This window comes from Citrobacter sp. Cpo030, assembly GCF_030333005.1.
In the GTDB taxonomy this organism is placed as follows: Bacteria; Pseudomonadota; Gammaproteobacteria; order Enterobacterales; family Enterobacteriaceae; genus Citrobacter; species Citrobacter portucalensis.
Genome location: NZ_JAOWGT010000043.1, coordinates 391586 through 404418, shown reverse-complemented (window position 1 = coordinate 404418; position 12833 = coordinate 391586). Strand labels below are relative to the sequence as shown.

Sequence of the window (12833 nt, the reverse complement as noted above, 5' to 3'; positions counted from 1 at the left end):
TTAACGCTGAATTTGAAGATTAATTAACCAATTGAAATGACGTGCTAATTTTACTGTTGACACCTCATGGTGAGGTCAGTAATATGCGCCTCGTTCACACGATTCCTCTGTAGTTCAGTCGGTAGAACGGCGGACTGTTAATCCGTATGTCACTGGTTCGAGTCCAGTCAGAGGAGCCATATTTAAGAAGCCTGCTTAGGAAACTAAGCAGGCTTTTTGCTTTTCCGGTCGCTATAAAAAACACTCTAATAAGCCCCCTGCCTGCTCTGCACCGCTGTTACATGCCACATCACAACGTTGATTAAAGTTATGTAAATGTAAATCGTTTAAACTTTGCAATTATTGTAAGTGCTAGTGATTATCATTTATTGTACGCGAGCCAAAGGAACGAGCCCCCGCTCGGTTCACTGTACGTTCCAATTACTCTGGGATATAAACGATGAATTCTCTGCCTCGCGCCGGACTGCGCCGTATCACACTTGCCTCTGCCCTGGTCTTCTCTGTTAGCCTACCGGCTTTCGCTCAGGAAACGTTAACGCTCTATACCACCCGTGAACCGGGTCTGATCCAGCCTTTGCTTGATAGCTGGACCAAAACCAGCGGCATCAAAGTCAGTACGGTCTATATCAAGGACGGTATGCTTGAGCGCGTTAAAGCTGAAGGTAAAAATTCACCTGCCGACCTGCTGATGACCGTCGATGCCGGTAATCTCATTGATTTAGTGGAAGCGGGTGTAACTCAGCCAGTAGAGTCAGAAGCACTGAAAACCGCTATTCCGGCTAATCTGCGCGGCGCAGATAATCAGTGGTTTGCGCTGTCGATGCGTGCCCGCGTGCTGTATGCCGAGAAGTCACTGCCAATCGATAACTGGCATTACGAGCAACTCGCCAGCCCTGAGTACAAAGGTAAAGTCTGTATTCGTTCCGGACAGCATCCTTATAACACGGCGCTGATCGCCGCAATGATCGCTCACCACGGCGAAGCAAAGACCGAAGAATGGCTGCGCGGTGTGAAAGCTAACCTGGCGCGTAAAGCTACCGGTGGCGACCGCGATGTTGCTCGCGATATTCTCGGCGGAATTTGCGATATTGGTCTCGCCAACTCCTATTACGTCGGCCATATGAAAAACGCCAAAGAAGGCAGTGATGCACGTCAGTGGGGCGATGCGATTAAAGTCGTTAAACCCACCTTTGAAAATGGCGGTACACACGTCAACATCAGTGGCGCAGCTGTAGCCCGCTATGCGCCAAATAAAGCCGATGCCGTTAAGCTGATGGAATATCTGGTTTCCGCACCTGCCCAGCAGCAGTATGCGAAAGCGAACTTCGAATACCCGGTACTGAAAGGCGTGACGCTTGATCCGGTTATCAGTGCAACTATTGGTGAAATCGACGTCGATAAAACGCCGTTAACCGAAATCGTTAAATATCGTAAACAAGCTAGTCTGCTGGTAGATAAAGTTGGATTCGATCAATAAACCTCTGCAGTTTCCGACGTTACGCGGCCTGGTTTCCGGGCCGCAGTCATTATTAACGCCGCTACATCTTGGCGCACTGTGCGTAGCGCTTGGCGTTCTGACACCGATCATTGCGCTAATTTGGCAGGCTACCCAGGCCGATTTATCTCACTGGGATAATCTCCTGACGTATGTACTGCCTGCCGCACTAAAAAATACCGTGCTGTTATTAGCCGGTGTCGCGGTGATGGTCGGTGTGATTGGCGTAGGCAGCGCATGGGCGGTAACGGCATGGGATTTTCCTGGACGTAAAATTCTTAGCTGGGCGTTACTGTTGCCGCTGGCAATGCCAACCTACATTGTGGCCTTTGCGTGGCTCGATCTGCTGCATCCGATTGGCCCCCTGCAAACCTTTATCCGTTTTTTACTGGGCTTTGACAGCCCAAGACAGTTCCGGCTGCCAGATTTACGCTCACTTTCCGGCGCAATCATCCTGCTCGGATTAGTGCTTTACCCATACGTGTATCTGACAACCCGCGCTATGTTTATCAGCCAGCCCGCCCATTTACTGGAAGCCGCACGCACGCTGGGATGCAGCGCAACCGGAACCTTTTTTCGTGTTGCTTTGCCCATGGCCCGTCCGGCACTGGCCGTTGGGATCAGCCTGGCACTGCTGGAAACGCTCAACGATATTGGCGCATCGGAGTTTCTCGGGGTACAGACGTTAACCGTTACCGTGTACACCACATGGATCTCGCGTTCTGATTTATCTGCTGCGGCGCAAATTGCCTGCATGATGCTGATGTTTATATTCCTGATTCTGACACTGGAATTTTATGGTCGCAGAAAACAAGGATTCAGCAGCCGCAGCCTGCGGGAAATTCAACCTTCGCGCGTGCAGGGCTGGCGCGGTTGGCTACTCGGTGGCGTTATTTCACTGCCGGTTGTACTGGGTTTTCTGGCACCGGTACTGTTTTTAATGTGGGAAAGCGCCAAACGCATAGGCGATGAGAACCCCCTTTCCTCTTCGTTACTGTCAGCATTGCAAAATACGCTATCGCTGGCAGCGGGAACCACGCTGGTGGTGGTTTGTGTCAGTATGCTGGTGGCCTGGAGCGCCCGCCATAGCGCCGCAGACAACGCCATGCCGGGATTTCGTCGCGGCGTGATGCGTCTGGCCTCTTTAGGCTATGCGGTTCCCGGCACAATTCTGGCGATTGGTTTTTTACCCCCCGCCATGGCTGTCGACCGCTGGCTGGCCGATTTACTGGATGTTCGCGGTCTGCCGCTGATGTCCGCAGGGATCCTGCTGGTAATTTGTTGTGCCATGCGATTCCAGGCGATTGCCATTGGCGCGCTGGATTCTGGTCTGGGCCGCATTCCACCTTCGCTGGAACAGGCGTCTCGTCTGTTAGGCGAGAATGGTGCGGGGACGTTTGCACGAGTCCATTTTCCCCTGCTGCGCCCGGCATTAGTCAGCAGTGCCCTGCTGGTTTTTGCTGATGCCATGAAAGAGCTGCCAACAACGTTGCTTTTGCGCCCGGTCAATTTTGAAACGCTGGCAACGTTACTGTATGCGGAAGCCGCACGTGGAACCTATGAAGAAGGTGCTATCGCCGCGCTAATGATTGTTTTAGCTGGCACGCTACCGGTTATTTTGTTGGTGCGTCACCAAATGACTCGCCGTGGTTAAGAGAGCAACAATGTCAGAAATTGCATTACGACTCGAGGATGTACACGTTGCTTATGGCAACAGCCAGCAATCGGTACTGAGCGGATTTTCAATGTCGGTACGTAAAGGTGAAATTGCCTGTCTGCTGGGTGCTTCAGGCTGCGGAAAAACCACGGTACTACGCGCAGTTGCCGGATTTGAACGCCTGCAAAACGGAGAGATCTATGTGTCACAGCGACGTGTTGCCGGTCCCGGCGTTCATCTGCCACCGGAAAAACGTCATGTCGGCATGGTCTTCCAGGAATATGCGTTATTCCCCCATCTGACCGCGCAGCAAAATGTGGCCTTTGGATTGCGTCGCATGCCGCGTGAGGAACAACAGGCCAGAGTGACTGAGCTGTTGAAAATGGTGGAGTTACACAGCCATGCCAACCGCTATCCGCATGAGCTTTCCGGCGGGCAACAACAGCGTATCGCACTTGCGCGCGCGTTGGCGCCACATCCGGAAATCCTGTTGCTGGATGAACCCTTCTCCAGCCTGGACAAGCGCACACGTGAGCGTCTTGGCAACGAGGTACGGGATATTTTGCGCGCCGCCGGGCAAACAGCGCTGTTGGTTACCCACAGTGAACACGAAGCCCAACTAATGGCTGACCATATTGGCGTGGTAAAAATGGGGCAGTATCAAATTAAAAAAGCGACCCATCCGACCTGAAGGTCAACAAAGTCGCCCTGAAAATTAATAATGCTTCTGTACCAGGCTGATGTTCACCGGCATACCGGAGCGCCTTTCCAGTGCCTGACTTCCGCGGCTCACATCCACGTCATTCCCGCTGATAAAGGTGCGCAAAGCGGGAGTGACTGACAAAGGCACCTTTCTGTCAGACTCGTATTCCGAACGGTTTCGTGACAGCGGCTCATGTACTTCCACCCAGCGACTACCGTCCGGCTCTTCGCTGTATTTCACCGGTCGGTCAATTAATTGTACACGCGTCCCTACAGGCACCGTATCAAACAGGTACTTGATGTCATCATTCCGCAAACGGATGCACCCCTGACTTACCCGCAAACCAATACCGAAATTGGCATTTGTCCCGTGAATGGCATAAAGCCTGCCAATATAAATTGCATACAGGCCCATCGGATTTTCTGGCCCGGCAGGAACAAAAGCCGGCAAGCTTTCACCGCGAGCGGCGTATTCACGTCGGGTATTTGGCGTCGGCGTCCAGCTTGGTGCTTCCTGCTTACGTTCGACCGCCGTCACCCAGTTACGCGGCGTTTCTCTACCCGCCTGACCAATGCCAATGGGTAAAACCTCAACCGTATTGCTGCCAGCAGGATAATAGTAAAGCCGCATCTCGGCGACGTTGATGACAATCCCCTCGCGCACGGTATCCGGAAGTATCAGTTGCTGCGGCACAACCAGCGTTGAACCCGATTTAGGCAGAAAAACATCGACGCCCGGATTGGCTTCAAGCATATTGCTCAACCCCTGCCCGTACTGAGCGGCAAATGCCTCCAGCGGCTTGGTGTTTCCTGGTGGAACCGTAATAGTCAAAGGACTACCCACCAGGCGACTCCCCTCTGGCGGCAGCGGATAACTCACCGCCAGTGCGCCCTGACTCGCAAGCAGCATAATGAGTGAACAAAGCAGTTTTACACGACGCATCTTTTTCCTTTCCTTCGTCGCAACAGATATCCGTTAAGTATAGCTTTTATTATCTGTTTTAGTGGGTTACGACATATCTGCGCATAAAAAAACCTCGCCATCAGGCGAGGTTCAGGTTGAGCGGTAACTACGCTTCCTTACCATCTGGAAGCACAATATTGCTGGCGGCTAACTGCCCCATATTTTTGTACATAGCGCAGGCAGCTTCAATAATCGGCATCGCCAGCGCGGCCCCGCTACCTTCACCTAAACGCATCCCCATATTCAGATAAGGATCTAATTCAAGATGCGCCAGCGCGGTGCGGGCACCCTTCTCAGCGGAGAAGTGTGACGGGATTAGGTAGGGTTTAATCTGCGGTGCAATCTGGCTGGCCGCCAGAGCAGCAGAATACGAAAGAAAACCATCCAGCACGACCGGCAGGCCACAGGAGGCCGCACCAAGCATCACCCCCGCCATACCGACAAGATCAAACCCGCCAACCTTAGCCAGCACATCGACACCGTCAAGGCGATCCGGTTGATTGACGGCAATTGCCCGGCGCACAACGTCTACCTTATTCCCCAGCCGAGAAAGAGGAAGGTTAGCGCCAATACCCACGACTTCCTCAGCATCACTGCCGGTCAGCACACTGACAATGGCCGCCGCAGGTGTGGTATTTGCCATACCAAGCTCACCGACACCAAACAGCGTTACGCCGTCTTTTGCCAGTTCATGGGTATAGCGGATGACTTCCAGCAACAGCTCTTCTGCCTGCGAACGGCTCATTGCCGGACCTTCGGCTATATTGCCGCAGCCGCGTGCCACACGCATATTCACCACACCGGGAATAGGTTCAGCATCAATCCCAACATCTATCACATGGACCTTCGCCCCCGCCTGAGCGGCCAGGACGCAGACGCCGGTCGTTCCACGCGTCATATTGGCAGCCTGAATAGCCGTGACAACTTTAGGCGAAACGGCAACCCCTTCATCCCACACACCGTGATCGGCGCACATCACCAGCATCGCTTTGCCATTCACATGCGGCACACCCTTCAGGCCAGGCATCCCGGCCAATTGTACGGCGAGAGATTCGAGTCGCCCCAAACTTCCCGGCGGCTTAAGCAAGCCGTCGATATGCTGCTGTGCACGCAGCATCGCGGCACTGTCGGGTGATGGGATCGTGCGGAGTAAAGAGGTTAAAGTCTGCATAAGGGTTCCAGTATGTGGGCTGACTCAGAGCAGAGCCAGCAAGAAAATCAACTCGCCAAGTTCAATGGCAGCGCCCAGCGTATCGCCGGTTTGCCCACCCAACGTGCGTTTTAATAACTGCCCAAGAATAAAAATCGCCACTATTGTGACAACTAGCGCTGCCACGCCGCGCATGCCGGGAAGTAGCACGGCGGCAAGGATCGCCGCTAATCCCAACGTAACGCAGGTTTGACGCCCGGTGACTTTGCCAATAAAAACGTTGCCCAGCCCTTCTTCGCGGGCATAGCGATGCCGATACATCAGCAACACCGCCGTTCCTCGCCCGGCGACACATGCAGCTGCCAGCGCGGCCAGCATCGGCGTGCCACGCAAAGCCAGTTCACTCACCACCAGCACCTTCGCCAGTAAAACGAAAATTAACGCCAGTCCACCGTGGGTGCCCAGACGACTGTCGCGCATGATTTCCAGCATCCGCTCGCGTCGGCGCGCCGAAAAAATGCCGTCACAGGTATCCGCCAGACCATCCAGATGAAATCCCCCGGTCAGCAACGCCAGCGTCAGCACCGCAAAAAGGGCCGCCAACGGAATACCGCACCAGGGCTGGAGCGCCATAAAGACCAGCCCCGTCAGCCCTCCCAACACGACGCCAATCAGGGGAAACATCACAATACCGCGGGAATAATGCTCGAAATCCAGTCCTTGCGACCAGCGAGCAGGAACGGGCAAGCGACTGATAAAAGAGAGCATTGCCCAGAACAACTTACTCATTTAATTTTGACTCCAATTCCTGATACCACCAGCCAGACCTCATCCGCTGCCGCCGCCAGTCGCTGGTTCACGCGTCCTGCAATATCACGAAAATGCCGCGCCAGACGGTTCTCCGGCACAATCCCCATTCCCACTTCGTTTGTGACCAACACGATCTTTGCCGGGCAGCGCTGACAGGCTGCGATCAGCGAACGGATTTCACCTTCGATAGACTGCTCCATCGCCGCGTAATCCCAGCTGTCCGGATCGCTTTCACCGCCCAGCGCAAACAGCAAGTTGGTCACCATCGTGGTGATGCATTCCAGCAGAATAGCTTCCTGAGGATCGTTCATGTCCGTGATCAGTTCATCAAGATGTTGCCAACGTTCGGCTGTCCGCCAGTGCGCAGGACGTCCATCGCGATGATGCTGAATTCGCGCAGCCATCTCCTCATCAAAAATCTGCGAAGTCGCAATATACAAAACGTTTGGGGAATCAGCGATCAGCGCTTCCGCATGCCGACTCTTACCGCTTCGCGCGCCGCCAGTAACCAGAATCATCATACTGGCTCCCGGTGTTGCTGCATGATGGTATAAATTTTCTCAATATCGATGTGTTGCCGCATCGCATCCGCCAGCAGATCAAACTGCTGCGATTTATATTGCGCGTAATGGAAGGTGGAATCCAGCGGAGCTAACCCTTTACGTTCTCGCAGGCCATTGATCAACGCTCGGGTGAAATCATCGCTGTCGAAAAGACCGTGAAGATAGGTGCCGAACGCCAGGCCATCCGGAGTGACCGCGCCGTCAGCAACGTTGCCGCCGTCTTTGTGCAACGTCATCACCGACCGGCATTCATCGGTTAATGCTGTTTCGCCCATATGAATTTCATAACCGCGAACGGATAACCCCGCCGTGCCCGCCAACCAGTCAGGCAGCGATGAGGACATTTTTCCCTCAACCAGGGTCGTGGTTTTGTGCTGGGCAAAATGGGTGACTGTATTGAGCAAGCCCAGCCCCGGCAGCGTACCGAGTCCCGACTCTACTTCATCAATGATGGTGTCACCGAGCATTTGATAGCCGCCGCAAATCCCCACCACCGGTACGTTATTACGATGTAATTGCACGACGCCATGTGCCATCCCGCTTTCACGCAGCCACACCAGATCGCCAAGGGTATTTTTACTCCCCGGCAAAATCACCAGATCGGCCCCCGCCAACTCTTCAGGCTGACGAACATAGCGCACGCGCACATCCGGCTGCGCAGCAAGCGCATTGAAATCAGTAAAGTTAGAAATGTGCGGTATTTGAACAACGGCGATGTCGATGTCGCGTTTGTCAGTGCGCAAATACTTGCCCTTTTGCAGCGCAACGCCGTCTTCATCTTCCAGATCAACATCCAGCCATGGCATCACGCCCAGTACAGGAACGCCGGTCAGCGCTTCAATTTGCTCGATACCGGAGTGCAGCAGCGTCACATCACCGCGAAACTTGTTGATGATCACCCCTTTTACCCGCGCGCGCTCGTGATCGTGCAACAGCGCCAGCGTGCCGTAAATGGAGGCGAACACCCCGCCACGATCGATATCCGCCACCAAAACGACAGGGCACTGCGCCATCTCTGCCATACCCATATTGACGATATCGCGATCGCGCAGATTAATCTCTGCCGGGCTCCCCGCACCTTCCAGCACCAGCACATCAAACTCCTGCGCCAGGCTGTTATAAACTGACAGGATCTGTTCCCGCAGACGTGGCTTGTACTCGTGGTAACTCACCGCGTCCATATCGGTCGCCACTTTGCCCATCAGCACCACCTGCGCTTTTCGATCGCTGGTCGGTTTAAGCAGCACCGGGTTCATACGCACATCTGGCGTAATACCTGCGGCTTCAGCCTGAAAAATTTGCGCGCGGCCCATTTCTTTTCCCTCTGGCGTAATGCCAGAGTTCAGCGCCATGTTCTGCGATTTGAACGGCGCGGTATGCAGTCCATCCTGATAAAAAATACGACACAGCCCGGCGACCAATACGCTTTTACCCACATCAGATGCCGTTCCCTGCAACATTATTGCCTGCGTCATGACGCCTCCTTCAGTGCGTTCTCTCGCATACAGCTAAAAAATTCAGCCTCTGTTTTACACAGCGGGAAGCCCAGCTCGGTATGCAGCTTCACCAGCCAGGGCTGAGTTAATCCCGCTTGTTCAATAAGATCCGTACGGGCGAAAACGTCGCCAGGCGCGCCGTGCGTGAGCACTTCGCCCCGGCGTAAAACGTACACCGCATCGCTGACTTCATAGATAAGATCGATATCATGGCTGGAAATTACGACGTGATTTCCTTGCGCTACGATGCGTTTGATAATCTCAATCATCTGCGTGCGGCCTGATGGGTCAAGGCCAGCAGTAGGTTCATCCAGCAGCAGATACTGCGCCTGCAACACCAACGCCCCGGCAATCGCTACGCGTTTTTTTTGCCCATGGCTTAAACACTGAATGGGCTGATGGCGAAAATGCTGGGCGTCGACCAGCGTAAGCGCATCTTCCACGCGGCGAGCGATTTCAGCTTCATCCACCCCAAGATTGCGCAGGCTAAAGGCGATATCGCTGTCGATATCGGTATAAAAGATTTGTTGATCGGGGTCCTGAAATACCGTTGCCACCTGTTGACGCAGCGCCAGCAGGCCGCGCTTGCTGTAATCCAGCGGTTTGCCCTGCCACATCACCGCCCCTTGCTGTGGGCGCAATAAGCCACTCAGGTTCATAAACAGCGTGGATTTCCCGCAACCATTAGCGCCTACCAGCCCGGTGACGGCATGCGTAGAAAAATCCAGCGTTAGCCCTTTGAGGATCGGGTCATCCTGATAGCGAAACCAAAGCGCTGAGGTGGCAAGCATACTTTTCCTTACAGGTGAAAATCACCCTGATACAGTTTGATATCCAGTGTGGTGGTCATTTGCTGGTAGCGGATCAACACGCGGGTAAACAGCAATCCCACCAGCATTGCCAGAGAGCGGTAGCCCAACGGCAAGCTACGATAACCAAAACGCAGCGTTTGTGCGCGATGAATAGCCAGCGCCTCGTCTAACAGGATAAAAATAAACCGCCAGGTCAGCAGGATCTGCTCAGTTAGCAGGCGAGGAACATGCGCGCGTTTGAGTAAGATAATTAATTGCGGAAACGGCAGATTCAGCACCAGCCAGAAAGTTGCCGCCAGCGCGGCAAGGCTGCGCCAGAAGGTTTCATTGGCGGTTACCAGACCTGGTGCGCTGATCCCCAACCAGTAACTTCCCACAGGTATGCTGGCCAACAGCGTCTGTGGATCGCGGCTGATGCTAAACAAAATGGTCACCACGCCAACCGTGAGAAAACCAAACGGTAATGCCATCCAACGGCACCAGCGCCAGAAGGAAATACGCAGCAGCCAGCAGCTCAGCGCGGCAATAAGTAAAAGCTCAATACCCTGCCCCAATGGGGGCAGAGTAAACGCCAGAATCATCATCACCAGCCAGAGCAGAAATTTCCGCACCGGCGAGACATGAACCCAACGGCTTTGATAGCTAAGCCTGTCAAGCCCGGTCATCACGGCGTTGCCTACCCTTGGTGTAACCCAGGATGTAGAAAATCACGGCTGCGCCCAGCGATCCCTGGAGCGTAAACAGCAGACTTTCAATTTCACCGCTTGCAGGTTCATACAACGGCTGGAACCAGGGTTCATAATGCGGGGCAATAGCCTGAATCTGACTTTCCGCCTCACCGTCTGAACCGCCGTACTCCCCACCGTGGTTGATAAAGAATGGCAGGATCACCAGCGCCACTACCATGCCCAATATAATCAGCGTCTTTTTCATCGTTAATGCCCTTGTGCGGTTATCAACTGGCGTTTGGTTAGCTGATCGTAAATCAGCACGGTGAGTAACCCTTCCGCAATCGCAATTGGGATCTGCGTCAGACAGAAAATCCCCATGAACTTAATGATTGAACCGGTAGCGCCAGCAGAGGGATCCGGGAACGCAACGCCCAGCTGTACCGAGGTCACGAAATAGGTGACGAGATCCGCCAGCATCGCACACAGAAAGACGCAGACATCACGACGCAGCCCTGCGCGGCAGGCCATTTTCCACACCATGTAACCCACTACCGGGCCAATTACCGCCATCGACATGCCGTTCGCGCCGAGCGTCGTTAAACCACCGTGTGCCAGCAGCAGAGCCTGGAACAGCAGGACAATCGCCCCAAGGATGGCAACCACGCCCGGTCCAAACAGGATAACCGCCAGGCCTACACCGGTAGGATGTGAGCAGCTTCCTGTAACGGAAGGAATTTTCAGCGCCGACAGCACAAAAATAAAAGCGCCACACAGGGCCAGCAAAACCTTCTGGTGGTTATCCTCCTGCACAATTTGGCGCAGACGTACCAGCCCGTACCACAGGCAGGGTAAAAACAGCAGCCACCAGGCCAGCGCCCACATCGGCGGCAAGAAACCTTCCATAATGTGCATGGCGAACGCTTGTTCAGGAACAATCATCAGTAATAGCGCCGCAGCCAACCCGCTGAAAGACAGCTGTTTTAGCTGTTGTTCAAGCTTCATTGTGCATACTCCCACTGTTTATTGACCAGAATGGTCGAGAAATAAGGCAGCGGCTGATCGTCGCTCACCTCATCGAGATGACGCCAGCACTGTTCACCTGGCAGCGTGGCTTCAGACATCATTAATGCACAGTCCAACAAACCCTCTTGTTGTAGCAGCGCTTTAATACGCGCAAAACGACCGTACACTTTCATCAACACCAGACTGTCATGCTGTTTTAACGCTTGCTGGATTTCCGCTTCCGGTGCGGTACAGGAGACCACTGCCAATGACTGTTGCTCCATGGCGAGCGGCGTTTTGGAACGCGCGGCAATCGCCGCGAAAGAGGTCACGCCAGGGACGATTTCCAGCCAGTCAGGACAACCAATACGCTGAAGTAAAAAGACCCAGGTGCTGAACAGCATCGCATCGCCGAGAGTAATAAACCCCACCTGCTTACCGGCCTCGACTTCCTGAACCAGCGCAGCAGCAACTTCATCCCAGACGGCCTCTTTTTCAGCGCTGTCGGCACTCATGGGAAAATGGCAGCAGCGGACTTCGGTCTGCTCGCCGATGTACTCACGTACAATCGACAATGCCAGACTGTCGCCGCCTTTACGCCCGGCAGGCGCATAGAGAATATCCAGCGTGCCCAGCGTGCGTGCGGCACGCACGGTAATCAAGTCGGAAGCACCTGGCCCGGTGCTTAATGCGTACAGTTTTCCGCTCATGCTGCTTCCTCCAGCGCCACATTAAGCGCCTGCTGTAAATGTGCCACGAACATGGCGCGAACCGCCGGGTTCTCACCCAGACCACTGAGCCACGGCGTAGCCGGTATCCCGGCCGCATTGAACAACGTTTTCCACGAATCATCTTCGTCGGAGGCCATGTCGTTGATGGCATGGTCGCCAGCAACTAACATCAGCGGCATCAGATGCACCGCAGTCACCCCTTCCTGAGATAAACTTTCAATCAGCACATCCACTTCCGGGTAGCTTTCCACCGCTCCAACCCGCGCCGGAAAGCGCTGCGCCGTCATCATGTGGTCGAGACAGGCATAGGCGGCAAATGCATGGTGGCTGGCGCCGTGTCCCATAAACACCACTTTTTCATTTTCGCCAAGCGTCGGCATCTGCTGTTGCAGCGCCAGCATCAGCTGGGCGTAATCTTCATGGCTGCTGAGCAGCGGTACACCCAGCGTCAGGCGTGAAAACAGCGGACGCATACTTTGCACTTCGCGGACAATTTTTTCGTATTCGTCGCCATTGATAATGTGCAGCGACTGAATAGCCACATCCTGATACCCCTGCTCCGCCAGCTTTTGCAGAGCCTGCAGCGGCGTGTCGATTTCAATGCCGTCGCGCTGCTTGAGCTTGCGGATAATCATCCCGGAGGTAAACGCCCGGAACAGGTCGCGGTCGGGGCAACTGGCTGCGAGATCGCGCTCACAGGCCACAATATTTTTCTCGCAGGTGTCGTGATAGCTGGTGCCAAAGCTGACCACCAGAAGCGCCTTTTTCATCTCTAACTCC

Annotated in this window: 14 protein-coding genes and 1 tRNA gene; 4 read left to right on the top strand and 11 right to left on the bottom strand. The window is 54.3% G+C overall.

The genetic code is table 11. The annotated features are described in order from the left end of the window. Positions 1 to 103 precede the first annotated feature (103 nt). The 4 genes from OGY37_RS04325 to OGY37_RS04310 all read left to right on the top strand — a co-directional run bounded on the left by OGY37_RS04325 (position 104) and on the right by OGY37_RS04310 (position 3843). Positions 104 to 179, top strand: a tRNA-Asn gene (locus OGY37_RS04325). A 260-nt stretch (positions 180 to 439) separates the two neighbouring features. Continuing rightward, on the top strand, positions 440 to 1477 hold the full coding sequence (locus OGY37_RS04320) for an extracellular solute-binding protein (protein WP_003834073.1): 1038 nt from the start codon (positions 440 to 442) through the stop codon (positions 1475 to 1477). Continuing rightward, on the top strand, positions 1461 to 3149 hold the full coding sequence (locus OGY37_RS04315) for an ABC transporter permease (RefSeq protein ID WP_148361816.1): 1689 nt from the start codon (positions 1461 to 1463) through the stop codon (positions 3147 to 3149). The genes OGY37_RS04320 and OGY37_RS04315 overlap by 17 nt, the downstream gene beginning before the upstream one ends. A gap of 10 nt (positions 3150 to 3159) precedes the next feature. Continuing rightward, the gene (locus OGY37_RS04310; RefSeq protein WP_191222418.1) at positions 3160 to 3843 is read left to right on the top strand and encodes an ABC transporter ATP-binding protein; all 684 of its coding nucleotides are present in this window, start codon (positions 3160 to 3162) and stop codon (positions 3841 to 3843) included. 24 nt (positions 3844 to 3867) lie between these two features. Here the strand turns inward: OGY37_RS04310 and ldtA are convergent, their stop codons facing one another. The 11 genes from ldtA to cbiK form a co-directional block, all read right to left on the bottom strand. After that, positions 3868 to 4797, bottom strand: coding sequence for a L,D-transpeptidase (gene ldtA, locus OGY37_RS04305; RefSeq protein ID WP_286620206.1), 930 nt, complete (start codon positions 4795 to 4797; stop codon positions 3868 to 3870). A gap of 127 nt (positions 4798 to 4924) precedes the next feature. Beyond that, on the bottom strand, positions 4925 to 5989 hold the full coding sequence (cobT, locus tag OGY37_RS04300; RefSeq protein WP_286620204.1) for a nicotinate-nucleotide--dimethylbenzimidazole phosphoribosyltransferase: 1065 nt from the start codon (positions 5987 to 5989) through the stop codon (positions 4925 to 4927). 24 nt (positions 5990 to 6013) lie between these two features. Further along, the gene (gene cobS / locus OGY37_RS04295; protein WP_003834082.1) at positions 6014 to 6757 is read right to left on the bottom strand and encodes an adenosylcobinamide-GDP ribazoletransferase; all 744 of its coding nucleotides are present in this window, start codon (positions 6755 to 6757) and stop codon (positions 6014 to 6016) included. Continuing rightward, positions 6754 to 7299, bottom strand: coding sequence for a bifunctional adenosylcobinamide kinase/adenosylcobinamide-phosphate guanylyltransferase (gene cobU / locus OGY37_RS04290; RefSeq protein WP_003834083.1), 546 nt, complete (start codon positions 7297 to 7299; stop codon positions 6754 to 6756). Before cobU ends, cobS begins: the two co-directional genes overlap by 4 nt. Beyond that, positions 7296 to 8816: a cobyric acid synthase gene (locus OGY37_RS04285; RefSeq protein WP_003834085.1), complete on the bottom strand. Its 1521-nt coding sequence runs from the start codon at positions 8814 to 8816 to the stop codon at positions 7296 to 7298. The genes cobU and OGY37_RS04285 overlap by 4 nt, the downstream gene beginning before the upstream one ends. Continuing rightward, positions 8813 to 9628, bottom strand: a complete 816-nt coding sequence (locus tag OGY37_RS04280; RefSeq protein WP_048224333.1) for an energy-coupling factor ABC transporter ATP-binding protein — start codon at positions 9626 to 9628, stop codon at positions 8813 to 8815. The genes OGY37_RS04285 and OGY37_RS04280 overlap by 4 nt, the downstream gene beginning before the upstream one ends. An 8-nt stretch (positions 9629 to 9636) precedes the next feature. Further along, entirely contained in the window at positions 9637 to 10314 is a 678-nt protein-coding gene (locus tag OGY37_RS04275; protein ID WP_003834087.1) for an energy-coupling factor ABC transporter transmembrane protein, read from the bottom strand. Next, positions 10301 to 10582, bottom strand: coding sequence for an energy-coupling factor ABC transporter substrate-binding protein (locus OGY37_RS04270; protein ID WP_003030289.1), 282 nt, complete (start codon positions 10580 to 10582; stop codon positions 10301 to 10303). Before OGY37_RS04270 ends, OGY37_RS04275 begins: the two co-directional genes overlap by 14 nt. 2 nt (positions 10583 to 10584) lie before the next feature. Beyond that, positions 10585 to 11322 (bottom strand): cobalt ECF transporter S component CbiM, encoded by a 738-nt coding sequence (cbiM, locus tag OGY37_RS04265; protein WP_003834098.1) that lies wholly within the window; start codon positions 11320 to 11322, stop codon positions 10585 to 10587. Next, on the bottom strand, positions 11319 to 12032 hold the full coding sequence (locus tag OGY37_RS04260) for a cobalt-factor II C(20)-methyltransferase (protein WP_126317754.1): 714 nt from the start codon (positions 12030 to 12032) through the stop codon (positions 11319 to 11321). Before OGY37_RS04260 ends, cbiM begins: the two co-directional genes overlap by 4 nt. Next, positions 12029 to 12823 (bottom strand): sirohydrochlorin cobaltochelatase, encoded by a 795-nt coding sequence (cbiK, locus tag OGY37_RS04255; RefSeq protein WP_079939847.1) that lies wholly within the window; start codon positions 12821 to 12823, stop codon positions 12029 to 12031. Before cbiK ends, OGY37_RS04260 begins: the two co-directional genes overlap by 4 nt. Between the last annotated feature and the right edge of the window lie 10 nt (positions 12824 to 12833).